The organism is Devosia rhodophyticola (assembly GCF_028816475.1).
GTDB lineage: Bacteria > Pseudomonadota > Alphaproteobacteria > Rhizobiales > Devosiaceae > Devosia > Devosia rhodophyticola.
In genome coordinates this window covers 3,039,861-3,064,439 of sequence record NZ_CP118247.1, presented here as the reverse complement: position 1 = coordinate 3,064,439, position 24,579 = coordinate 3,039,861, and the positions used below count along the sequence as shown (strand labels likewise).

The following is a 24,579-nucleotide window of genomic DNA, read 5'->3' as shown; positions in this document are numbered from 1 at the left end:
GTCAATAGCGTGCATAAAGGTGTTGAACGGCACTTGCCCTTTGCAATCGAACCCTGTATCCGGTGGCTGCGATGACGGAGTGTAGCTCAGCCTGGTAGAGCACTGGTTTTGGGAACCAGGGGTCCAAAGTTCGAATCTTTGTACTCCGACCATCGCCGATTTTGACGACAGGAGTGAGCCGCGAATGCGGAATGCTTCTTAGCCCAAGCTGTCAGGGAACGCGCATGTCTGCACGCATCTATCGCCCGGCAAGAAATGCCATGCAGTCCGGCACCGGCAATTCCAAACAGTGGGTGCTGGTTTACGATCCGGCCCTTGCCCGCGAAATCGAACCATTGATGGGATACACTGCGTCCGCTGACATGAAACAGCAGATTCGTCTTTCCTTCGACACCCAGGAAGGCGCAGAAGCTTACGCCCAGAAGAACGGCATCCCATACACGGTCCAGCCTGCCCACGAGACAACGCGCAAACGCGTTAGCTATACCGACAATTTTCGGGCCGACCGAAAGATACCCTGGACGCACTGATCTCCCGATTGGAAGAATGAATTAAGCCTCCGCAATTGCTCGCGGAGGCTTTGTCATTTCTTGGGTCGGCTGTCACCGATACCAACGGCACCGGTGCCCTATCAGGTCAAACGTCACTCAACTTTGTCCAGCGGCCATCATTCTTGCTCGATTCAACCGAGGCAATGATGAACTCCATTCCTTCCACGCCGTCTGCAAGCGTCGGCAGCAGCTTGGCATAGGCCTGACCGTTGCCACGAATGATCTCGGCAAACTGGCTGTAGAGCGTTGCAAAGGCTTCCAGATAACCTTCAGGGTGGCCAGCGGGGACACGCACATTCATGCTTGAAGCGGCATCGCCGGAAATGGCACCGCCACGCGTCAACAATTGTTTTGGCTTACCGAACTCGGAAAACCACATCTGATTGGGATTATCCTGCCGCCATTCAAGGCCACCCTTGTCGCCATAGACGCGCAACTGCAGTCCATTTTCGTTGCCCACGGCAACCTGACTGGCCCACAGCATCCCGCGCGCACCGCCATCGAACCGCAACATGATGTGCACATTGTCGTCCAACTGACGACCCGGCACAAAGCTGGATAAATCTGCAGCCACGGCTTCCGTCTTAAGACCCGTCACAAATCGCAACAAATTGTAGGCATGAGTGCCAATATCGCCAATCGCTCCACCAGCACCAGAGCGCGATGGGTCGGTTCGCCATGAGGCTTGCTTGTTGTCGGCGTCAGCAGCTTCGGTCAGCCAATCCTGGGGATATTCAGCCTGTACGACCCGAATTTTGCCTAAGGCACCAGATGCCACCAATTCCCGTGCCTGCCGCACCAACGGGTAACCCGTGTAATTATGGGTCAGCAGGAATTTTGCCCCGTTGGCAGGCTCGATGGCCGCCAGTTTGCGGGCGTCTTCCAATGTCGCCGTCAGCGGCTTGTCGCAAATGACATGAATGCCAGCTTCAAGGAACGCTTTGGCAGGGCCAAAATGCATGTGATTGGGCGTTACTATGGAAACCGCCTCAATTCCGTCAGGACGGGCCGCTTCAGCATTGGCCATTTCTTCGAAGGAAGTGTAGATGCGATCGTCCGCCAACCCAAGATTCCGGCCGGATTCCTTGGCGACCTCAGGGCGCGACGACAGCGCGCCCGCGACAAGTTCGTAATCGCCATCGATACGCGACGCTACACGGTGCACATAGCCAATAAAGGCTCCAGTGCCGCCGCCGACCATGCCCAGACGAATACGTCGTGATCCATTTTCAGCCATCTTCGATGCTCCTAGTCCAGACCAAGGATTTTGCGATTGGCAGCCGTATCGGTTCCTGACGATGCAAAATCGTCAAACGCCTTCTCTGTCACGTGAATGATATGGTTCTTGATGAATTCCGCACCTTCGCGCGCCCCGTCTTCTGGGTGCTTGATCGCACATTCCCATTCAAGCACTGCCCAACCAGCAAAGTCATACTGCGCCATCTTGGAGAAAATAGAGGCGAAATCCACCTGCCCGTCACCCAGCGAACGGAAGCGCCCTGCCCGATCGATCCAATTTTGGTAGCCGCCATAAACACCCTGCCGACCAGTCGGATTGAACTCGGCGTCCTTGACGTGGAACATCTTGATCCGCTCGTGGTAAATATCGATGTAGTCGAGATAATCGAGTTGCTGCAGCACAAAGTGGCTGGGATCATAGAGCAGATTGGCGCGCGGATGGTTTTTGACCCGCTCAAGGAACATCTCATATGTCACGCCATCATGTAGATCTTCGCCGGGATGAATTTCGTAGCAGAGATCAACGCCGTTCTCATCCATGGCATCAAGAATTGGCAACCAACGACGCGCCAACTCGTCAAAAGCCTCTTCCACCAATCCAGCAGGACGCTGCGGAAATGGGTAAAGGAAAGGCCATGCCAATGCGCCCGAAAAGGTCGCATGTTCAGTCAGGCCCAGATTTTTAGAGGCTTTGGCCGCCCAATGCAGCTGCTGTACTGCCCATTCCTGTCGAGCCTTTGGGTTGCCATGCACGCTCGCTGGGGCGAACCCGTCAAACATGGTGTCATAAACGGGATGCGCTGCAACCAACTGTCCCTGCAAATGCGTCGACAGCTCGGTAATTTCCACACCATGCTTTGCAGCTGTGCCTGCCAGCTCGTCTGTATAAGTCTTGGAGGTCGCCGCTTTTTCCAGATCGATCAGCCCACCGACCCAGGTCGGCACCTGCACACCCTTGTAGCCCAGCCCTGCGGCCCACTTGCAGATATTGTCAAAAGTATCAAATGGCGCGGTGTCCCCGGCAAACTGTGCCAAAAAAATTGCGGGCCCTTTTATGGTTTGCATGACGTGCTCCTCCTTGTCTGGCGCTGTCCCAAAGGGACGGCATGGCATTGGTTCTAACCGCTTGATCATTCACCGGCAACATTGTGACGGACGTACCTCAAAAATTTTCTGTTTGTAGCGCACCAGCTGACTTTGAATCTGCCATCGAGCCAAAGTCAGCCTATTGCAATCAATTAGTCCTTGAGAAGCGCCTTAGCCGCCTCGGGTCCGAGCGCCAACGGACGCTCGCAAGTCGTGGTCAGGGTTTGCACTTGCCCCGTCTCCCCCGCAACCAGCAAGGACGTCATGACATCGACCGCATGCAAAGCCACATCAAGCCCGCACCTTGCCTTGTATCCGCCATCGATGGAGGCAATCATGTCGGCAAGCCCGGCCGTGCGGTAGTTGGCGCGCGGGTTGGGTTTGTCGAGATCCTGATTGGCGATGCCGAACGGATGCGACCAAGGTGTCACGTTTGCCTTGGTGCCAGCAATGTCGCTCGTCACCAGATCACCGCCGAAGAAGTTTGGATCTGGAACGTAGATCGACCCATCAGTCCCGTAGAGCTCGATATTGTGGTGCCCATGGCTTGCCACATCCCAACTCGCGCCAAGCGTAATGACTGCGCCATTGTGAAATTCGAGCACGCCGTGGATGGTCGTTGGCGTCCCGACCTTAACGAAAGTTCCCTTGTTTGGCCCTTCCGCCGTAACCTCGCGTTCCGCCCGCGCCATGTTGGTAAAAGCGGTTACCCGCCTTACCGGACCCAGTAGATGGATGAGATCGGTCACATAATAGGGTCCGACATCCAGCACCGGCCCTGCGCCAACCTGAAAGAAGAAATCGGGATTGGGATGCCAATGCTCCATGCCGCGGCTCATGACGTGTGTGGTCCCACTCATGATCTTACCAAGCTTGCCGCTGTCGATAATATCGCGCGCCTGCTGGTGGGCCCCGCCCAGGAAAGTATCGGGCGCGCTGCCGACCCGCAGATTGCGAGACTCCGCCGCACCCTTGAGCTTTTCGCCTTCTTCCAGCGTCAAAACAAATGGCTTTTCTGAATAGGCGTGCTTGCCCGCAGATACGATATCCATCGAAACCGAGTAATGCGTCGCCGGAATCGTTAGATTAACGATCACATCCAACTCACTGTTTTTAAGCAGTTCGTCGGGCGTCTGTGCTGCCACGCCAAACTCATCTGCCCGCTTCTTGGCGGCTTCCGGAATGATGTCGGCAACAGCGCGCACATCCAACCCCTTGAACAAGGGGGCCAGACGCAAATACGCGCTCGAAATATTGCCAGCACCCATGATGCCGACGCCGTAGGTCTTGGTCATTCTCAAACTCCAAATGAATTGACGGCCGCAATTGACCGCTTGGCAAAGCGGCTGACATCAGTCGGATTGTCATGCTCGGCCACGAAATAGCGTGTCTTGGTGTTGGCTTTGACGTGGCTTAAAAGGTCCCGCCAAGGCAGTCGGCCATGTCCTACATCGGCCCAACCGTCCTCGTCCGCATTTTCCCCACTAGGCGCCAGGTCCTTGACATGCACGGCAACGATACGATCCCCATTGGCCTCAAGCCACGGAAATGGATCCGCGTTGCCGCGATAGATCCAGGCAATATCCACCTCAGCGCATACATCGGGCGCAGCGGCCAGCAGGACATCCATCGGATAGCGACCATCCTGCAGCCTCGCGAACTCAAAATCATGGTTGTGATAGCCAAAGGTAATGCCAGCACTGCTGAAAGGTTTTGAAAGTTGGCCAAGTTTTTCGCCAAATGCCTGCCAACCTTCAATTGTCGTCGGCCGCTGCTCGGGCGCTAACCACGGACACAAAAACACTTTTGTTCCCAGCACCTCGGCGATCCGCAGCGCCTTGTCCGGTTGCTCCAGCAAGTCCAGCCCCACATGTGCAGTGGGCATCGAAAGCCCGTTGGCATCGAGTTTGGCCTTTAGGCCAGACAGATCTTCATAAAGTCCGCCCAACCCCTCCCCACCCGCGGCCAGACCACCGAACCCTTCAACATATTTGTAGCCCAGCCCACCAACAGTCTTGAGCACGTCATCGAGCGGAAAATTGCGCGCGCTGAACAGTTGAAATGAAAGATCCATCTTTTGCCTCCAGTTAAATGAGTTACCAACCCTTGGCCGCATCAAACGACCGACGCGCAAAGCGTTCCGCATCCGATGGATTGTCGTGCTCAGCCACAAAATATTCGGCCTTGGTCTTGCCGATCACATCCTGGATCAGGCTGTCCCAGTTCAAAACGCCCTGCCCCACATCGGCCCAACCATCTTCGTCCAACGCCTCGCCCTCAGGAGCAATATCCTTGACGTGAACCGCCGTTATCCGGTCGCCATACTTATCGAACCATTCGTTGGGATTAGCGTTTCCGCGCGCGATCCAGGCAACGTCGGCCTCCCACTCGATCTTGGGCGCTGTCGTAAGGATGATCTCCATCGGGGTCCGTCCGGAGTTTGTTTTGACGAACTCAAAATCGTGATTGTGCCAGCCAAATCCGTATCCGGCCGCTGAATAGACTTCTCCCAATTCGGCCAGAGTTTCTCCCAGCGCAATCCACTTGGCGTCGTCGCCGGTCCGCTCCTCTTTTGGTATAGCGGGGCAAAATAGCTTCTTCATTCCCAGCGTTTCGGCGGCTTTCAACGCCGAAGCCGTATCTTGAAGCTGAGGCAGACCAAAATGACCGGTTGGCATTGAAAGGCCGTGCTTTTTCAGGCTGGCAGCGAGTGCCGCGGGGTCAGAATAAAGCCCGCCAAAGCCTTCAACCTGCGAATAACCAAGCGCGCTCAGCTTGCCCAGGAATTCATCGAGTGAAGCCACATTACGTGCACTATAGAGCTGAAATGACAATTGGGTCATCGAGATGCCTCTTTGGTTTGGATTTGCGCTAGCCGCCGGTGTTGGCCAAGCGATAGCTGGATCTACCGACCCTGTCCCGCCGCGCAGAAAGCCAGATCGCGCAGAAAGTAACATTGCTGAAATGGTGTGTCGCTTTGAGAGTGCCGATCCGCCGGACCGGCACCCAGAATTTGTGATTTATAGTCTGTTGGTAGTCTCGGCGTTGAACAGTGATCCACGTTCAACATCAAAGCCTGCCAGCATTTTCTGTCCTGTTGCCAATGGCACGTCGCTGTCGCAGCGGAAGGTGACCGACTGACCGGCAATGCTAGTCCAAGCCAGCGTGTCAGATCCCATCGGTTCAACAATTTCGATCTCGATTTCGGTTTGGAACGTCATCGATTTAGCGCCTTCCCCGATCACGACGTGCTCGGGTCGCACACCCAATACCGCTGGTGTGACTGCCGTGTTCGGAGCTACATCAAACTTATAGCCACGCGCCGAAATCTTGGTACCATCATTTGCGGTAAACACCGGTTCCGCCCCGCCTGCCAACGACCCTTCGAAAAAATTCATTGATGGCGAACCGATAAACCCGGCGACGTACAGATTGACCGGACGATTGTAAATGACGTGGGGCGTATCCAACTGCTGGATGACGCCGCCCTTCATGACCGCAATGCGATCCGCCAATGTCAGAGCTTCGATTTGGTCATGGGTCACATAAATCATCGTATTCTTTAGGCGCTGATGAAGTCGCTTGATCTCGACACGTAGGTCGGAGCGCAATTTAGCATCGAGGTTAGAAAGCGGCTCATCGAACAGGAATACGTCGACGTCGCGCACCAACGCCCGGCCAATAGCGACGCGCTGACGCTGACCACCCGACAGATTGGCCGGTTTGCGCTGCAACAAGGGTCCGATCTGCAAAATTTCGGCGGCGCGGCTAACCCGCTTTTCAATTTCATCTTTCTTCATACCCGATACGCGCAATCCAAACGACAAATTCCGCTCCACGCTCATTTGCGGATAAAGAGCATACGACTGGAACACCATGCCGATGCCACGGTCCTTGGGTTCTTCCCATGTGACGTTCTTGCCGCCGATAAATATCTGCCCCTCGCTGACGTCTAGCAGCCCGGCAATACAGTTGAGCAGCGTCGACTTCCCGCACCCCGAAGGGCCGAGCAACACGATGAATTCGCCCTGCCCGATATCCAGATCAAGATGTTGCAACACCTTCACATTACCGAAATTGAGCGAAAGATCCTTGATTGAAACACTGTGTTGCATCTGCTTAACCCTTCACGGCGCCAGCGGCGATGCCGCGTACAAACCATTTTCCCGAGATGAAATAGACGATGAGCGGCACGGCGCCAGTCAGGATGGTCGCCGCCATGTTGACATTGTATTCCTGCACGCCTTGCACTGAATTGACGATATTGTTGAGCTGCACCGTCATTGGATAGTTGGTGGTTCCGGCGAACACGACACCGAATAGGAAGTCATTCCAGATACCGGTGACCTGCAGGATGATCGCAACCACAAAGATCGGCAACGACATTGGCACCATGATTTCAAAGAATATGCGCCAGAATCCTGCCCCATCAACACGCGCCGCCTTGAACAATTCCTGCGGCAAAGACGCGAAGTAATTGCGGAACAGAAGTGTCAGAATGGGCATGCCGAAGATCGTGTGGATCAACACCACCCCCTGCAATGTTCCAAACACCTTGAGCTGCGCGGTGATGATCACCAGCGGATAGAGCATGACCTGATAGGGAATGAACGAACCGAAAAGCAGAACGGTGAAGAATATTTCCGAGCCCTTGAAGCGCCAATTTACCAGCGCATATCCATTCACCGCCGCGATCAGAACCGAAATGATGGTGCTGGGCACGGTAATCTTGACCGAATTCCAGAAGCCCGGCTTCAACCCTTCGCAGTAAAGACCGGTACAGGCACTGTCCCAGGCTTTGACCCAGGGGGCAAACGTCACCTCCATCGGCGGCGCAAATATATTGCCCAGCCGCACTTCAGGCATGCCCTTCAGCGACGTCGTGATCATCACATACAAGGGAAACAGATAGTACATCGCTGCGATCAACAGCACCGAATAGGTGACGATGCGTGAGGTCGTGAAAAAACTTCTCGGTTTGGGCCCGCTGGCCTCAATATTTGACATTGGTGGCTCCCGACCTGACCTTAACTGTGATGCTTTGGGCGAAACTCGATCAGCATCCACGGTATCAGGATGATGAACACGGTCAGCAGCATCACCGAGGATGCGGCCAGTCCCTGGCCCAGGTTGCCGGCGCCAAACATGTAATTGTAGACGTACTTCGCAGGCACTTCCGAGGATATACCCGGCCCGCCCTGCGTCATGGCGACCACAAGGTCATACAGTCTCACAATCCCCGACCCGACGATGACAAGCGTCGTAACGATTACGCCGCGCATCATCGGCAACACTATGAAGAGGTAGGTCCGCCACGTCGAAATGCCATCGACCCGTGCCGCCTTCCATATTTCCTCGTCAATGCCACGCAACCCCGCCAAAAGCAGCACCATGACAAAGCCCGTCCCTTGCCATAACCCGGCAATAACCAGCGCATAAATGACCATGTTGCGGTTCTTGAGCCAATCAAAGGTAAAACTGGTAAAGCCCCAGTTTTGAACAGTCTCCTGCAAGCCGAAGGCCGGGTTCATGATCCACTGCCATACAAGCCCCGTCACGATGAACGAGAGCGCAAATGGGTACAGGAATATCGTTCGAAACGCGCTCTCAAAGCGGATTTTTTGATCCATGAAGACAGCCAGCAGAAAACCAACCACCATGGTAAAGCACAGGGAAGTCACCCCATAGGTCATGATGTTTATAACCGACGCATTCCAGCGACGATTTGAAAACAACCTCGTATATTGATCAAATCCGACCAGTTCGCCTGACGGCAAAGAGCGCGAATTGGTGAACGAGTAGAATATGGTCCACGCCGTGCAGCCGACAAAGACGATCAATACCGTCATAATCATGGGCGTTGCTGCGAGTTTGGCGCTGAAATTGCGTACAAACAGATTGTGGAATAGTCGCCTTGGTCCGCTCCCTGCAGCAATCGCTGCCGAACGTGAATGGCTCAGGTCAGCCATGCAACCAACCTCCTCATGCTTGGATTTCAAGAATGGCCGGCCAGGATATCTCCCAACCGGCCACGATCTAATTCAGCTAGACGAACCGCTTAATCTGCCGAACCCATGATGTCAGCAAACTGACCCACGAAATCGTCGATCGACATGGACTTGTCCGAGAAGAATTCGATCTCAAGATCCTGTAGCTGCTGCTGGGTATCGCTCGAAAGCAACTGTTCGCCGGAGGGCAAAACGCCATTGGGATCTTCAAGAATTTTCAGACCCTTCTGCATGCAGGCGTTGGCAGCGCTCATGTCGACGTCGCCGCGAACTGGCAGCGAGCCTTTCTTGAGGTTGAACGCGACTTGAGTTTCAGGCGACAGCATGGTCTTGGCCAACACTAGCTGAGCTTCGGTGATGGCCGGATCATCATTCTTGGGGAAGTAGAATGCGTCACCGCCCGTATCCAGAACCGCGTTCAATCCAAGACCTGGCAGGCAGTCATAGTCCTTGCCGGCAACCTTGCCAGCGACGGCAAACTCACCCTGGGCCCAATCGCCCATGATATTGCCTGCTGCTGTGTTGTTGATTAACTGCGCCGTGGCTTCGTTCCACTGCCCAACTGTTTCGTTGACATCAACAGCGTCACGAAGATCGGCATAAGCCTGTGCAACCTTGCGGAAATCAGGCCCTTCGACTGCCGAAACGTCCTTGTCGCGGTTTACGGCGAGGAACAGATCCGTTCCGCCGACACCGGCCAGAAGAACGCCGAAGATACCGTTGGTTGGCCAACCCTGTGCCAGCGAGAATGGAATGACGCCCGCTTCACGCAGTTTTGGGAAATCAGCAACATACTGATTCCAATCAGTCGGCACTTCCATGCCATTATCTTCAAAAGCCGGACGGCTCAGCCATAGCCACTGCCATGAGTGAATATTGACAGGTACGCAGTAGAGCTTGCCTTCGAACTCGCAGGATTCAAGCAACTTCTTGGGACGGATAACGTCGTACCAGCCTTCGGACTTTGCCAAATCTGTTAGATCGGTCATCAGACCGGCCTTGATCAGATCCTCGGCGTCACGGCCGGTATTGAGCTGGGTCGCACCCATTGGGTTGCCCCCAAGAATACGGCTGATAATCAACGGACGGGCAACGTCGCTGGAACCAGCGATGGCACCGTCAACCCAGTGATTACCGGTTGCGTCGAACGCCTTGGCAAACTCGGCTACGGCGGCGGCCTCACCGCCCGAAGTCCACCAATGTGTGACTTCCAGATCGGTAGCAAAAGCCGATGTACCGCACATCAATGCGGCCGCCATGGCGGCAGCCACTGTAAATTTTTTCATATGTAAACCTCCCAACGAACTCCTGGAGCACGAGGCTCCGGCGAAGCAGTCAGCGGCTGGACAATCCTCTTTGGGAGTTTCCCGCCAACCGGCTGCAATCGATTTCAGGCTGCTTTGCAAGACCTATGCAATCGATTTCATTAGTGTCAGATACTTAAGCCTCACCTGTCAAGATCCATTCGCACGCTTATGCGCGCGCAACGCCATCGGGGGCGGATGATCAATAAAAACTGTTATTTTATCATTAGTTAGCGAAATTTCCAGGCATTAAGCCTCTCGGATTCCCAACAGAGGTTTCCCCAGCACTTCAAAATTCTTGATCGGTACAATCTCGCAGCAGCAGAATTTCTACGTTCCGACCCCCGCCTTTCCCCAATGCCTCGAAATCGAGGAAAACGAAACCCAACTAAAATTCGAAACTGACCTTCATTTTCCATCCAAATAGGCTAAACAGTCCCAAACGGTCCCGTAGCTCAGCTGGATAGAGCAGCAGCCTTCTAAGCTGTTGGTCACAGGTTCGAATCCTGTCGGGATCACCATTTATTTTCAATGACTTAGGTAGATTTGTATCTAGCGCAATTTTTAAAAACTATCGGCTAGGGTAACGCTGGGGTAACATTTTTTCACCTCAATCCCCCGGCCCGAATAAGTCGAGGACGACGATTTCGTGAGCGGAACTGAGCCGGACTACGAAGAAATAGATACCGATCTCCCTGAATATGAGTACGTGCTTTATGTTGATGAGGCAGGCGATATTGGGACACGCACCGCGACGGAGGGAGACCAGGGTTCTACCGAATGGCTTGTACTCGGCGGCATCGTAATTGCGAAAAAGTACGAACCTGAGGTGCCCCAATGGATTTCAGAAATTCGCCGAACCTTAGGCGCAACTCAAGGGCCTGAGTTGCACTATAAAAAGCTCAACCGTCGAAAGCGAATTGAGGTGGCGACACAAATCGCGGGCCTGAAAACGAGGGCCTTTGTGGTCGCCTCCCATAAATCAAATATGCGGGGCCACAAAAACCCAAGGGCCCAGCGGATCCCGGGTGAGAATACATTTTACAATTTTTGCTTACGTATATTGTTGGAACGCGCCTCGGTTACGGTACTGCGCTCAAGCCTCAAAGAATTTGGATCGCCAAAACGCATGAAAGTCATTTTGGCGAGAACTGGCGGGATACGGTACAGTCAGACGCGAGCTTATATCGAGGTTCTGCGACTTCAGGCATTTAACAACGCTACATTCCTGAGCAAGCGCGTAATCGAACCCACGGTGGTCAGTTGGAAACTGATCGGCCCAGTCAGCGCAAAAACTTCTTCGGGATGCCAAATAGCAGACTGCGTTGCGAGCTCATTCTACAATGGCCTCAACGAGCTGGGGGGCTACCCTAGAATGACAGACGCGGCAATTGCGCTTGACCCCATAATGGCACGCGAAAACGGATTGACCAGGGGATTTGGCTTACAACTGCTTCCATGGGATAAGAATATCCCTGAGACCTACCGATCGCTATTCGAACACTATGGATATAGATGGTCACGCAAACTCTGAACGGCGGCAACCAGTAGCGAACCAACGTGTCCGGCGGCTTTCATCAACTAGAATTGCAATCGGCAGTCCGGCAGAACCCGCTCAGGTTCACTGAGAGCTTTTCGCCAGGGCCAACGTTACATCGAGGCAATCACCAATAATTTCCGGGGGGAAGCTGGCGACCCTGAGCTGCGCGATGACGGCCGCCCGGTCGCCCAAATCGACGTCACCTATCATCAAGAAGGGGGCCATTTGGAGGGCGTAATACGCCGTCAATGCGACTTTCAACTCTGGCGTGGGTGTCATTTGAATGATCATATCTTCCTCGTTTCTATTTGATTGAAATCAATCCACTAGCAAACGATAAGCATGTCTGTATAAGATGGGCAAATGGAAATATACAAAACCAATATGTATTTGCATTATTTGGTTTTATTCCAACAAATCTATTGGAATTCATCAATATTCGTAGAACAAATCCAACAGCCAGGCGAAAGGGAAAGGTCAACTAGGCCCTCGCGGTCAATCCAGCGCGCGCACTCGTTAAGCGCTGATCGAGTATATGCAGGCGAGGCTGCAAGAAGCTTGCGGCCCAAAAATCAGCCGGGACGTAAACGCGAAAAAAAGAGAGGCGTAGAGATCGGTCTACGCCTCTCGCAAATGAAACGGGCAAATGAGGAAGACCTCAATCTTCTCAGATATCGGATCACAAAACAAGATGAATTATCGTACCAAATCAAGGGTTTATATCCAATACGTTTTTGACCGATCCCAATTCATTTGCTTGGATATTTCCTGCTATCTTGATCCTACTTTAGACCGGCGTACCGAAGTGCGGCCTCTTGAGCAACTGCTGTCAATGTTGCCACGCTGATTCTCCACGCTCACTCTGCGGCCTTTCCAACGCCTTTTCTGTAGCCAAGCCATTGCTTGGGTGCCAAATGGACGGTCGACGCAATTGGCCTTGAAGCGATGCGCTTGGGCTCAATCGTCGATGAAAAACTCGACGCCGAGCTCGCGCTCTAAATCGCCCAACCGATATGTGCACACAAGCACGTTTGCCGATGTGCACCGATCTTTGAGCACGCGAATAGATCCACAAACCCAAGTTGAAGGCCATAGTCGGTGAAGCGGTTCGACCTCTAGACGCGCGGACCGAAGGCTGCATCTAGCGCTTCGTCGACGCGATCCAACATGCGGGTGTTCGATGGCTCACCCTTAAGTGGTCCATAGATCGAGTCCTTGAGGATACGGAAGTCGTGCAATTCGATCTTTTCTTCCATCAGGAGGTCCTGCCCGCGGATGAGCAGCCACTGGCAGCGTGTCAGCAGCATGTCTTGGTTCAGTGTTCCACCCGTCAACTGCCGGCTGATTTCCCGCTGCTCGGCCGGCCCTAGTACTGACCATTGCGCCAATAGCTGCTCGACGATCTGCTTCCGCACGGTGTCATCGTCCTGCTCAATCGCGTAGGACATCAGCGCGGCGGCGACGTGCGTTGCAGCAACTGCGGGCGGTGTGCCCTCGTCAAAGTTCTTGCGGATCGCGTCGCGTATACCAATGTGCTTTTCGAGGATCTTGCCCTCAGGTCCAACCATCAGCGTCATCATCATGATCTGCGCCATGACGTCGCCGTAATAGACCCTGTGCTTCCACCATTTGATCATCGTACCCGGTCCCCATTCCAACGCTCGAATGGGTCAATTCCGCCTTCCTTCCAATGATCGGTGGTGAGCTTTAGGAGATCGTAGGGCCCGTCAACCCGGTGCTCAAAATCCGGGGCATACTGGTCGTCGGCGCGCTGCACCTCCCAGAGATAGCCGGTAAGCGCCGCTGCGGCGTTGGCGCGAGCGCGTGGCCGGGCGATATCGTTATTCTCGAACGGCCCAACTAAAAGCTCGATCGTCGACACCAGCGAGAGCACGTCCTCGTACGGGACATAGCGCAGTTGGTTCAGCTCGAGGAGAGCGTGCGCCGCGCGATTCTCGCGGTGCCATTCGATTTTCTCGCGAAAGCCGCCTGCAGTGTTCGCGCCCTCAGTTACCTGGAGGCGGCCAAGCGTCACGCCATTGTAAAAGACCTGGTAGGTGCGACCGAGCTCAGGACTGTCGCTGCTCCAGTCCTTCACCAGCGTGTCGCCCGTCTCCTCAATCGTCCATGGCTTGGCGATGTGCTGGTTCATGAGCGCGCCGAAGAAGTCGAAACCCTCAAATACTGCCTGGATGCCGGGGGTGGCGAAGCTGTTGAACCCCTTGTCCGTGACCGAGCGCGGCCGCTCGTGCTGCGCCGGTCGACGCTCGCCTTCTTCCAGCTGCTTAATCAACCGGCTATTCATAGTAATGCTTGGTTTTCCGAACATGCCTCACCCCAGCCAACACCGTAGCGTGTCTTTCGAGGGGAGGTCCACAGGAATTTCAGGGTTCAAATCTCCTCTTCCATGCACACAAATGGGCAGGCCCTGAGGGCACTACGCGCTAAACGAAGTTCTGCGTATTGGCGCCAAACTAGCGGTATTAAACGGAAACAAAACGGAAATATGAAAACCAAATAATCGGGCAAAAACCGGGGGCAAAATTACCCGTGGTCTGCCGTGCATCTATACGGTCCCTAAATGTACCCCCCTCTCCCTAAATCAGTTTTAAAGGGGGCTAAGCGGGCGAAACGCTTTCGGCGCGTTGCCCTCCAAACTACACTCCCCGCCCGTGTTGGGCGGGTTTTCGCTAAAATGCGCCGCCCTCGTGCCGCCGGGTTGCCCGGCGAATGTCCTTCATCACCCGCTCGGCAGCTTTTGGTGTTCGAGGATTTGGTCGTCATCTTGGTTCCTTCGTCATAGCGACGAGACCAAAACACTCCTTAGAGCTCAACCCTCAATCTGTGCCGTGGGTGCTGACGGTCGACAAAGAACACCTAATCTGATTGATGGTCGAGAGGAGAGGATCCCATGGTCAGGGTAAGCCGCCGCCGCTGCCTCCAAGGTCTTGAGGTCGCGCTCCACAGTCAGGGCCTGACGCGCCCGCGCCTTGGCGTCGCGAATTTTGCCTCCAGTACCGATGGTTGAGCGGCCCTCATTCAATCTCCCGCAAGCAGCCGGTTCGCGCTTCTGCATCCACCGGACGCTGCGAGCAAACCCTCGCCGAGCTTGCCGTAACGGGTATCGCGTGGTGTTGTGCCGCCTGGAGGACCTGGATGACCAGATTTGCATTTGCCGTGGCGGCGCTGATTTCCGGCAGTCTGCTGGTCATGGGCACCGTCTCAACCTCGTCAGCCGAGAATGACGCCTGCAACATCAAGGGCAATGTCAGCACCAGAGGCGAGCGAATCTATCACGTGCCCGGTCAGCGCTATTACAACCAGACCCGCATCAGCGCCTCCCACGGAGAACGCTGGTTCTGCTCGGAAGCCGAGGCCCGCGCCGCCGGTTGGCGCAGGTCTAGGGTGTAGGATGGCGGGTAGGGTTGGGCCCTGCCCTGCTCGGCAATGTTGTGCCAACCTTGCATGATGGCAGACTAGGCAAAGCTTCAAGCTCAGCGCTCAGACGGCAACGTCTTTTCTTTTCGACGCCTGAAGTGGGGCAATCCACCTGCGCGGTTCCGCTTAAATAGCATTTTGCGCCCACGCGTTGGCGCGCCATTGAGCCATTACATGCATTGCCCGATGGCAACATAATGCAGGATGGGATGGCGTAGCGATTGCGGCTAGTCCACAAAAGGGAATGTCCCAAGCCTCGCCCATTATTGATTTGAGCAGCCGGCCTGAGAAAGATTACGCTTGGCGACCTGCGTCAAACACAGGGACAGCTTGAGCGTCTTAGATCTGTGCTGCGGGGAATTGATGTGCTCCATGTCCGCCGAGCCCCGACGTGATTAATTAGACGGCTCAGCGCCCCATTCCCGTCGTCCCAAGGCGCTGGGAAAAATCCCAATAGCTGCCATTGCGGGTCCTTGCGTTCGGTAGCGGGTCTGGGGTGGGAAGGAGACCGGCAGCCATCAGTTCATCCGTGGTCGGAAGCAGTCGTTACCACCTAGCCAAACTTTTTCGGACCGTCTAGGGGCAGATACGCACCCGTCTTTTGCACCGTGCAAACCATTGAGATTGCAGCGTGGTTTTTCTGGTGCCCAAATCTTGATTTATGCGCCGTTTGATCGGCTTCCTGTTTTAAGCTATAATTTGTGGACTGTGTAACTGGCGATGAAGGTGGTTGACCACCGGGGAGCACAGTAGATTTTGCCGCTCGCCTGGGCATCCCAAAACAGAGGATGTCTCCATGCCAGCCAAAATAATCAACGGAAAGACCTATGCTGACGGACTTCGCGCACGCATTGCCGGTCACGTCGAGCGCCTAAAGCACGAGCACGGCGTGACACCTGGTCTTGCTGTGGTGATCGTCGGGCACGATCCAGGCAGCGAGATTTATGTAAGCCAGAAGGCGAAGCAGACCGTCGAGCTCGGCATGCATTCGGAAAAGTACGAGCTGCCTGAAAATACTTCGGAGGCTGAAGTGTTGACATTGGTACAAAAGCTCAACGCCGATCCGGCCATACATGGCATTCTGGTGCAGTCACCACTTCCCAAGCAGATCGACCCCATGAAAGTGATCGCCACCATTTCGCCTGACAAGGACGTGGACTGCTTCACTCCGTCGAGCGTAGGCAAACTGCAGATCGGCCTGCCAGGGCCAGTGTCCTGTACGCCGTTGGGCTGCCTGATGCTGCTGCGCGATACGCTGGGTCAGCTAGAGGGACTAAACGCTGTGATCGTCGGACGCTCAAACCTCGTCGGCAGGCCGTTGGCACAACTGCTGCTGCGCGATAATTGCACGGTGACAATGGCACATTCCAAGACCAGGAATCTCGCTTCGGTGGTTCGAGGCGCTGATATCGTAGTGGCGGCTGTCGGGCGGCCACAGATGATCAAGGGCGACTGGATCAAGCCGGGCGCGACGGTGATAGACGTCGGCATCAATCGCATTCCAGCGCCGGAACGCGGGGAAGGCAGAACCCGGCTGCTAGGCGATGTCGATTTCAAATCTGCATCTGAAGTGGCGGGGGCGATAACGCCGGTACCGGGTGGGGTGGGGCCGATGACCATCGTTTGCCTGTTGGCCAATACCGTAACGACCGCCTCGCTGATTAACGGTATTGAGCCGCCGAAGGACCTGACGCCCTAAGTCTTTACCGCTGCCAGGGAACGTGGAGGCATGTGACCTGGCAGCGGTAAACGTCCCATTCCATAATCGATTTTACGCGCTCTGCGGCGGTCGTTCCATAATGGAGGTTATCCGCCGAGATACGGCAGCTTCCGGGAACTTGCAGAAGATCGGTGAACGTCTGAAGTGGGGTCGCGAGCCGCCAGTCAGAAACGCGCCCCATTGCGGCCGTTGCCGTTAGGATGACCGCTGCCGATAAGAGGGCATAGGGGACGCGCAGCGCCGGGCCACCTTTGCGTCTAAGAGCGGACCTCGAAAGCTTTGCCTACTGTGAACGACGTATAACCAATCGCCAATTGGCCGGTTGGTATCTGGATGCGCCGCATCGGGGACAAGCTACACTTCGACAGTTGATTGCAGAACGCATCGACGCCAATGGGGCGTGTTGTTCGGACCTGTACCGTTCTTTCGCAAGTCTTTGTGGGGAAGTCGTGGTAGCAGTTGCATTGAGACGACGAAACCGGTGCAATGGCCTCTATTCGATCTGTTTACCACCTAACCTTCGACGGGTGTCGCGAATCGTAGCGGAGATACACCCGTTCTATTTTGGGGGCGCGTTCTGGTTAGCCTGATACGTCCAAAGGCAATGCCTGCGAGCCTGACCGCGCACGTCATCTTCGTGCACGGTCTCGATGGCGCGCCGTACGGAACTTGGCTATCAGGTTCGAGTGCGAAGGACTTCTGGCCGGAGTGGCTGGAGCAGGACATCCCCAACGTTGTTGTCTGGAGCCTCGGGTATGAGGCAACCTCCACATGGTGGAGGAAGGGTGCCGCGCTTGCGCTACCGGACCGCGCGACGAGCATACTGCCCAGGTTGGTGAATGAACCGGGCCTGCGTACCGGAGACATCTACTTCGTTGTGCACAGTCTTGGTGGACTGGTCGTGAAGCAGGTCCTTCGCTTCGCCGAAGCCCAAGCTCCACATTCCGCCGATGTTGCGCAGTTTCTGCGGAGAGTTCGTAAGATTGCGTTCATCGGGACGCCCCACGGCGGATCAGATCAGGCGTCGTTCGTGAACCGACTTGGATTGCTTTTGTTGCCTCGCGCAACGACCGCCGGATTGTCTCGCAATGATCCCCATCTCCGCGATCTGAACGTTTGGTTTAGGAGCTTTGCTGACAGGAACAGCGTCGACGCTCTCGTGATGCACGAAACTCAGCGGGTGTCTTTTGCGGGAATCCCCGGACTAGGTGGGATCGTTGTGAAAGCCGACAGCGCCGATCCTGGGCTCTCTCCGGCAACGAACGTGATCCCGATCGTGGCGGACCACTTCAGCATCGTGGCCCCGCGAAATCGCGAGGCGGATGTGTATCAGAACCTGCTCGCTTTTCTCGCAAGGCCCACCACCGGAAAGCACGTGGACACGCTCATCGCTGATACAATCGCTGATGTCGGCGAGGTCGTTGAGCGGCGCACCGACAAGCTATCGTCCCAAATAGGTGCGTCCCGAATCGATATCATGGCGGCAATCGAAGGCGCTCAACGCCCGCGATCTGTCGGTGAGAACGCGGTTGTCACGGCCGAGTTGGAACGACGCCTGTCTACACTGCGAAAATCGAGATACGTCGTCGGCTATGACGCTCCCGGCGAAGCCCGGCGCCTCGCGAAGCAGTTGGCAAGCGGCGGAGATCTGGAGGCTGCGTCAGGTGCTTCGAGGCGTATTGCCTACGCGTGGTGCGCCCGTATCTTGGCTGCAGTCGACTTGGACGTAGCGGAGCAATGTCTGGATGAAGCAAAAGCGCTGGGCGCTGGCGAAGAGAACGTGATTGCAGGCGCTTTCATCGCAGCGTTTCGCAGTCAAAACGCATCTGCTGGACTTGCGATGCTGGCTGGTATTGCCACACAGCAGGTCAACACGGCTCGCTTCTTAATCGCAGCCAACAAGAAGGAACCGGCGGAGGCGATAAGGTGGCTGCAGGAGGCTGGCCTTTCTGCTGCTGACCTGGATAGCGACGGCCGTTTCGGTGTCATCCAGCGACGGATCGCTTCGGGTGACATCGACCAAGCTCTGACTGATGTCGCAGCTTTGACTGAGACAGACTTCGAAGCGACGCCTTTGCTTCTTCACTCTGCCGCAATCACGCACCTGGCGGCCGCGATCCATCCCGAGCTACGTGGAGGTGTGCTTGAGCACCTTCCGATTGGTCTCGATGAGTTTCCGCTGAACTCGACGACGGACGCGCTTGAGCACCGGACCCAAGCCAAATCATTCTACGAGAGGTCTCAAGAAGCATTTCTGCTCTTGGGACAGTTCCGAGCGGCCAATATGAGCTCGGACTACGCGCTGTGGCTGTCACTTAGAGACGCGGAGAGCCGTGCGGCGGCTTGGCGTGTTCTTGAAACGAGCATGTCGGACCCACAGCATCGCCTGAGGCGCTTGCCGATAGCTCTCCTATTCGGCGTTAAGCTGGATAAGAATGCCGTCGAGCTTGAGCTGGAGCGGGAATCGACACGAACCGGTGGCAAGTCGGCCGAACTCGCAGTTGCGAGATTTGCGATGGCGAGATCGCAATCTGATGAGGCAGAGGTTGCGGTCTATATCGAGAAGTATCGCGACCAACTGACTGAATATTTCAATCCTACGTGGATACAGGCGATCGAAGTCGAGACGCTCGCAAGGTCAAAACAGCTCGACAAGGCTCGTGCCGTCCTTTCGGAAGTTGAGAAGCAGGACGTTCCGGTTGCGACCATAGAAAGCCTTCGGCGGATAGTCGCGGACGAAGCGGGAAGCGATCCGATCGAGAGCGCCGAAGCTGCTTATCAGAAGGGCAAACGCTTTCCGGGCCTTCTAACCCTGTTCGACACTCTGCGGACACACATGGCCTGGGCGAAGCTTGCGGTGTACGGAGAGGAGCTGTTCGAACAAACCGAAACAGCGTCGCATGGGTTTGTCTACGTCGAGGCGCTTTATCGGTCTGGTAGGTACGCCGACGTGCTCGACGTGGCCTCTCGGTATCCGGCGCTTGCTGCTCTGGCTACCATCAAACACATTCAGGCATGGACCCATTTCCGTCTGGGCGACCTCGTTGCGGCGAAGAGATTGCTGGAGGAGAGCCGGGCGGACTCTGACAACGAAAGCACTCGAACGCTTGAGAGCAACATCGCGATCGCGTCAGGCGACTGGAGCGCCCTAAACGTATTCGTTGAGACACAATGGGATCGTCGCGACGAACTATCTTCCGCTGAGTTGCTTCGTGCGGGCAGTCTGGCCCAGCATATTGGCTCTACTCGGGACCGCGATCTGATCACCGAGGCTGCCCGCAAGGCCGATGGTGATCCTGGCATACTCATTAGTTGCTACACGGCTGCCATCGCCGCCGGATGGGAAAGCACTGAGGAAATCCACGCTTGGTTCGTCACTGCCGAGGCGAACTCGGGTGCCGATGGGCCGGTGCAGCGGTTCGACTTCCGCCAGATATTGGACATGGCGCCGGATTGGGATCGTCGAGAGAACGACGCCTGGGATCAGCTCCTCAGAGGCGATCTGCCGATGTACGCGGGAGCGTTCTTGGTCAACCGGTCGCCGCTGGAAATGTTCACGATGACCGCTCTAGCGAACGTCGACCAACCGGATCCTCGAAAGCGTGGTGTGGTGTTCGCCTACAGCGGTACGCGACCTATTGTTGAGGTGACAGGGAAGTGCGTGGCGTTCGACGTTACCGCGCTTCTCGATCTCGCGTTCGTCGGTCAGTTGTCGAACGCGTTTGCGCATTTCGAACGCGTCAGGCTCTCGCACCGAACGATGGGTTGGCTGCTAGAGCAACGTCGCGCGGCTCGCTTCCATCAACCCAGTCGCATTCGCGACGCGGAGGAAATTCGGCGCTTGGTCGACTCCGAAGGGTTGGTGCCCTTTGAGCCGACCGATAGGCCGAACGTGGCGCTCGAGACCGAAGTGGGTGAGGACCTTGCGTCTATGCTGGTCGCAGCATCGACTTCTACCGCAGCGGGTACGCCAAGCTTCGTGGTTCGTCCCTTCCCGGTTCACAAGCCGGGCAGTCTCATGGAAGAGCAATCCGACGTCAGCGGCTACGAGCCAGCAATCCTTTCGTGCGGTAGCGTGGTTGCCGCCCTCAGGCGCCTTGGTCATCTGACTGAAGCGGAGGAGGCTCGCGCAATCAAGCATCTCTCGGCGCACGAGGGCGTGTGGCCTCATCAGATTGGGTTAATTCCTCAAGGGGCTGAGCTGTATCTTGATGATGTAGCGGTTAGCTATTTCCAGTTTCTTGGTCTTCTTTCCAAACTCAAGACGGCGGGGTTCAAAGCTCGCATTTCAAAGAGAGAAGTCTCATTGGTGGATGCGCTCTTGGATCGGCGTGCCTACACGGTTGCTCTCGACGACGTCATTGAGGACATTCGCGCAGCCGTTCTCAATGGTGTCCGGTCGGGCCACATCCGGCTGGGACTCCAGGCCGCAACTGATTCTGACGACGATACGAGCGATCCAACTGAGCAGCCCACCATCGGGCTGTTTGCAGTGTCTGACGCTGATGCGTTTGTCATCGATGACCGGTTCTTCAATCAACATGGATCGATCGATGTTCCGTCAGGTCGCCGACCAGTGTTCACATCTTTGGACATCCTAGACGCGTTAAGAGTAAAGGGGACAATCTCGGACAGAACGTTTGGGGAGGTGCTAACGCGCCTGCGGCGAGGTGGCTTCCTGTTGATGCCGATCCTACCAACGGAACTTGAGGCCGCTCTGACGAGTGCCAATGTGGCGGATGCGGCTTTGGTCGAGAACGCGGAACTGAAGGCCATTCGAGAAGGGCAACTAAAAAGCCGGATGCTTGATGTGCTCCAGCTTCCCAAAGAGTCTCAGTGGAACGACGGAAATCTTCAAGTCGTCATCAATTCGCTTCGCAGGCAGTGGCGAGCAGACGTGGCTGAAGACGTGTCGAGGGCTCGCTCTGAATGGCTATTGCCGTTCTTGGATCAACGGGGGTGGGCTCATAGATCCCCCCCGATCGCCCACCAGCGGACGAACTTCGGGCCGCTCAGGTCCTTCTGGTTGCGCAGCTGCCTGGATCGGAGAAGAGTGTGCGCCAGCGATATGAGGACTGGTTCGAACACGTCGTCCTCGAACCCGTAAAAGAGCACGAACCAAGGGTCTATGAGCGGGTCCTGCAAATCGCCCGTAGAGTTGTGGAAGCAACGGCAAACCGGGAAATGCCAGAGCTCGATGACGACGGGGACGACGCGTGACCGAATCGAAACAAAAACGTCTCAAGGCGGTTGCGGCGCTACTCAACTTTCACGAGGCGCTACGTGAAGATATCGTTGACCTGCCGGGCTTCAAGCAAACCTTAGACATCCCATCGGAGGCGGAACTTACCTTCGGCGCTTTAGGCCTCGCCTTCCTGCGGTCGACGTTTTTCAACGCACTTCGCGAGCTATACGCGGATCGGTCCCAAGTCAGGACTGTCGTCGCCGAAGACGGACGTTCTTGTGGACTTGCGCTGAGAGTTGACGACGACCGGACGATCGTCGCTTGCAAAGTTGGGTCAGAGACCTTTGAGCTTCCAGGGTTCACTATGGTTTCACCGAAGGCATCGGACCGGCTAGCTGAGTTCGATCGGATCGCTGAGCGCGACTTCGTACATGACGCTTCCGCGAACATGTGGCGGCAACGTCTCGAGGGCGGGCCGTTGTCCGACGCAGAGGTGAGTCAACTGATGGGCGAACTAGAACAGAGTCCGGTTCGCATTCGGGAAAAGATACGCGCCGATGCGAAACTCGGGAAGGCGTCGATCCCCACAATCATCCCGCATAGCCGAGTGTACTTTCAGCGCTTAGTCGGCTCGTCGCTCGGTAAGACCGAACTTGGCGACTTCGTTTCCGGGCCTTGCAAAGCTCACATTGAAGCGTTGCAGCGATGGGATCCAGCAGTCGGGTTTGCCTTGGCGCTTCTCGTCGCAGGGGGCCACTCCACCATTTCCGAATTAGTGGAACTTGGCGAAAAGCCAAAGGCGGATGTCGTGACCGCCTATGAGTGGCTTGCGGATCGAGGGGATCGGTTCTCGCAGATCGCTGCGGTGGAGATCGGCATACGATCGATCGCCACCCACCCAGGCATAGAGGGTAGTCTCATCAGAATGATCGAAGAGATTAGGGACGAGGATGTCACCGCCGATGATAGTCGGTTTGCCCTCACTGCCAGCTTGTTCGTGCTTGTCGATGGCGAGCTGTCACGACGTAACCTGATGCTCGACGAACCACCGTACTGGCGGAGGCTCGCCGCGTTGGCCCAGGCCGCGATGTTTGAACGCGAACTCGTCTTGAGCCACGTCCAGATTGAATCGTTCTCGCAGTGGGCGACAATGGGTAGGGGTGGCGACTTCTTTGTGCAGGCGCTGGCCGATTTGCGCGTCGAACCGAGATGGCTCCCGGATTTCATGTCTCCAGAGCGGCTTAAAGACGAGGCGATTTCGCGAATAGTCACCGCAGGAAATCGGCTTGAGGACAACGAAGGATCGGAAAAGCTTCGCGCTCTATTGAAGGGAGACGGCGAAGAGGGGCTGCGAGCTCGGGTGAAATTTCCTATGTCGTACTTGCCCGGGCCATTGGAGGGAAAGACCGTCCCAGCCATGGAGCTGCCGGCCGAGCTAGTTGACGACCTGCGAGGCGAGAAGGATAGGGAGACGCTCAATTCTCAATCGCTCGCGGGACTTGTGAACTCAGCTCTCGTGTTCCGGATTACCGAGGAGCACTCGCGGCTCGCGGGAGAGGCACTGAAGAAGGTGCGGCACCAAGTTGCTATGGGCAACAGCGACGGAGAGTCATTCGCTTTACTGATAGGCTTGGCCACCGTTGCTGCGGTTACCCGTGCACCAGAACTTAGCGAAGATGTTCGCATCCTCGCCCGCGTTCTGCGGCGGCGACCCGGAACTCATTTCGACGTTGACGCCCTAATACGCGTTGGCCTGATAGCTTCGGCAGCGAACCCTGAACTCAAAGCGTGGTGCGAGTCGGTCGGGGCATGGTTTGTGGAGATCGCCCAGGAGGAGATGACCGCGGAAGATGCCTTTGGCATTCGCCAGCACCTTCGAAAACTTTGCGCTGTTGTCCCATACCTTTGGCCCTATGTTGGCAAGGCGGATGCGGCCTTGGCTGCGGTTGCGCAAGCCGCGTAGCGATGGCCGAAGGCGCGGAAGGTGGCAACGGGAGTCCACATCGCCAAGCGAAGTCAGGAAACCTCTTCGTATAAGTAACTGGGTTCCGCTTTGGGCCACAAGCGGATCCAAGGCTATTCCGTCGGGGTGTCTGCTTGTCGCCGAGCACCGCCAATAGCGGACAGTCTGCTATCGGCCCCCATCCTGCCCTTCAGCTTCCGTCCCGACAGAGGCACCGCTCCCATTGCAAGGCAACTCCTCAGATTGTTTCCTCTCGAAGAAACCCGACGGTGTAGGTCGCCCTACCCTTCTCGCAAAAAACGCTGATTTCACCGAGTTTTGCGCCGTGAGGCCGGTGCGTTGAAGGAATGCGTTGCCGACCTGATGCTGCAAAAACCAATTTTACCTACTTCAGGATCATCGGCTGGCGCTGGAAGTACCTGTCCACCGTGCTCGGCGATTACTCGCGCTATATCATCGCATGGATTCCCAAACCCAAACTGCGCCAATTAATCTGACGACGGACAGGACAAAACAAAATGGAAATTTGAAAACGAAAAAAGCGG

At 55.8% G+C, this 24,579-nt stretch carries 18 protein-coding genes, 2 tRNA genes and 1 riboswitch; of the genes, 8 read left to right on the top strand and 12 right to left on the bottom strand.

Features of this window, described 5'->3' with window-relative positions; genetic code table 11:
* The first annotated feature begins 75 nt into the window (after window positions 1-75).
* Both PSQ90_RS15070 and PSQ90_RS15065 read left to right on the top strand, forming a co-directional pair.
* Window positions 76-152 (top strand) — tRNA-Pro (locus tag PSQ90_RS15070).
* Window positions 153-224: 72 nt separating this feature from the next.
* Window positions 225-530, top strand: a complete 306-nt coding sequence (locus PSQ90_RS15065) for an ETC complex I subunit (RefSeq protein ID WP_282211093.1) — start codon at window positions 225-227, stop codon at window positions 528-530.
* 106 nt (window positions 531-636) lie between these two features.
* Here PSQ90_RS15065 and PSQ90_RS15060 read toward each other — a convergent pair whose 3' ends face one another.
* The 9 genes from PSQ90_RS15060 to PSQ90_RS15020 all read right to left on the bottom strand — a co-directional run bounded on the left by PSQ90_RS15060 (window position 637) and on the right by PSQ90_RS15020 (window position 10,170).
* Window positions 637-1,788, bottom strand: coding sequence for a Gfo/Idh/MocA family protein (locus PSQ90_RS15060; RefSeq protein WP_282211092.1), 1,152 nt, complete (start codon window positions 1,786-1,788; stop codon window positions 637-639).
* Between the two features lie 11 nt (window positions 1,789-1,799).
* A complete protein-coding gene (locus tag PSQ90_RS15055; RefSeq protein ID WP_282211091.1) occupies window positions 1,800-2,855 on the bottom strand; it encodes a sugar phosphate isomerase/epimerase family protein in 1,056 nt (351 codons plus the stop codon).
* Window positions 2,856-3,028: 173 nt separating this feature from the next.
* Complete coding sequence (locus tag PSQ90_RS15050) at window positions 3,029-4,171, bottom strand: Gfo/Idh/MocA family protein (RefSeq protein WP_282211090.1); 1,143 nt, start codon at window positions 4,169-4,171, stop codon at window positions 3,029-3,031.
* A gap of 2 nt (window positions 4,172-4,173) precedes the next feature.
* The gene (locus PSQ90_RS15045; RefSeq protein WP_282211089.1) at window positions 4,174-4,950 is read right to left on the bottom strand and encodes a sugar phosphate isomerase/epimerase family protein; all 777 of its coding nucleotides are present in this window, start codon (window positions 4,948-4,950) and stop codon (window positions 4,174-4,176) included.
* 22 nt (window positions 4,951-4,972) lie between these two features.
* Window positions 4,973-5,719 carry a sugar phosphate isomerase/epimerase family protein gene (locus PSQ90_RS15040; protein WP_282211088.1) on the bottom strand — a complete coding sequence of 249 codons (747 nt, stop codon included), beginning with the start codon at window positions 5,717-5,719 and terminating at the stop codon, window positions 4,973-4,975.
* A 177-nt stretch (window positions 5,720-5,896) separates the two neighbouring features.
* Window positions 5,897-6,991 (bottom strand): ABC transporter ATP-binding protein, encoded by a 1,095-nt coding sequence (locus PSQ90_RS15035; RefSeq protein ID WP_282211087.1) that lies wholly within the window; start codon window positions 6,989-6,991, stop codon window positions 5,897-5,899.
* A 4-nt stretch (window positions 6,992-6,995) separates the two neighbouring features.
* Window positions 6,996-7,883, bottom strand: coding sequence for a carbohydrate ABC transporter permease (locus PSQ90_RS15030; protein ID WP_282211086.1), 888 nt, complete (start codon window positions 7,881-7,883; stop codon window positions 6,996-6,998).
* A 20-nt stretch (window positions 7,884-7,903) separates the two neighbouring features.
* Window positions 7,904-8,845 (bottom strand): carbohydrate ABC transporter permease, encoded by a 942-nt coding sequence (locus PSQ90_RS15025; protein WP_407648132.1) that lies wholly within the window; start codon window positions 8,843-8,845, stop codon window positions 7,904-7,906.
* Between the two features lie 89 nt (window positions 8,846-8,934).
* On the bottom strand, window positions 8,935-10,170 hold the full coding sequence (locus tag PSQ90_RS15020) for an ABC transporter substrate-binding protein (protein ID WP_407648131.1): 1,236 nt from the start codon (window positions 10,168-10,170) through the stop codon (window positions 8,935-8,937).
* Window positions 10,171-10,632: 462 nt separating this feature from the next.
* Between PSQ90_RS15020 and PSQ90_RS15015 the strand changes: the two genes are divergently transcribed.
* Window positions 10,633-10,709 (top strand) — tRNA-Arg (locus PSQ90_RS15015).
* 128 nt (window positions 10,710-10,837) lie between these two features.
* Window positions 10,838-11,722 carry a DUF3800 domain-containing protein gene (locus PSQ90_RS15010; RefSeq protein WP_282211085.1) on the top strand — a complete coding sequence of 295 codons (885 nt, stop codon included), beginning with the start codon at window positions 10,838-10,840 and terminating at the stop codon, window positions 11,720-11,722.
* Window positions 11,723-11,809: 87 nt separating this feature from the next.
* Here PSQ90_RS15010 and PSQ90_RS15005 read toward each other — a convergent pair whose 3' ends face one another.
* The 3 genes from PSQ90_RS15005 to PSQ90_RS14995 all read right to left on the bottom strand — a co-directional run bounded on the left by PSQ90_RS15005 (window position 11,810) and on the right by PSQ90_RS14995 (window position 14,057).
* Window positions 11,810-12,019, bottom strand: a complete 210-nt coding sequence (locus tag PSQ90_RS15005) for a hypothetical protein (RefSeq protein WP_282211084.1) — start codon at window positions 12,017-12,019, stop codon at window positions 11,810-11,812.
* An 824-nt stretch (window positions 12,020-12,843) separates the two neighbouring features.
* Window positions 12,844-13,323 (bottom strand): hypothetical protein, encoded by a 480-nt coding sequence (locus tag PSQ90_RS15000; protein WP_282211083.1) that lies wholly within the window; start codon window positions 13,321-13,323, stop codon window positions 12,844-12,846.
* Window positions 13,324-13,361: 38 nt separating this feature from the next.
* Window positions 13,362-14,057, bottom strand: coding sequence for a hypothetical protein (locus PSQ90_RS14995; RefSeq protein WP_282211082.1), 696 nt, complete (start codon window positions 14,055-14,057; stop codon window positions 13,362-13,364).
* An 827-nt stretch (window positions 14,058-14,884) separates the two neighbouring features.
* Here PSQ90_RS14995 and PSQ90_RS14990 point away from each other — a divergent pair.
* The 4 genes from PSQ90_RS14990 (at window position 14,885) to PSQ90_RS14975 (ending at window position 24,034) form a co-directional block, all read left to right on the top strand.
* On the top strand, window positions 14,885-15,139 hold the full coding sequence (locus tag PSQ90_RS14990; protein ID WP_407648130.1) for a sunset domain-containing protein: 255 nt from the start codon (window positions 14,885-14,887) through the stop codon (window positions 15,137-15,139).
* Between the two features lie 727 nt (window positions 15,140-15,866).
* Window positions 15,867-15,946, top strand: a riboswitch (ZMP/ZTP riboswitch).
* Window positions 15,947-15,962: 16 nt separating this feature from the next.
* Window positions 15,963-16,865, top strand: coding sequence for a bifunctional methylenetetrahydrofolate dehydrogenase/methenyltetrahydrofolate cyclohydrolase (locus tag PSQ90_RS14985; protein WP_282211081.1), 903 nt, complete (start codon window positions 15,963-15,965; stop codon window positions 16,863-16,865).
* Window positions 16,866-17,490: 625 nt separating this feature from the next.
* Window positions 17,491-21,993, top strand: coding sequence for an esterase/lipase family protein (locus tag PSQ90_RS14980; protein ID WP_282211080.1), 4,503 nt, complete (start codon window positions 17,491-17,493; stop codon window positions 21,991-21,993).
* Window positions 21,994-22,102: 109 nt separating this feature from the next.
* Window positions 22,103-24,034 (top strand): hypothetical protein, encoded by a 1,932-nt coding sequence (locus PSQ90_RS14975; protein WP_282211079.1) that lies wholly within the window; start codon window positions 22,103-22,105, stop codon window positions 24,032-24,034.
* Window positions 24,035-24,579: the final 545 nt, after the last annotated feature.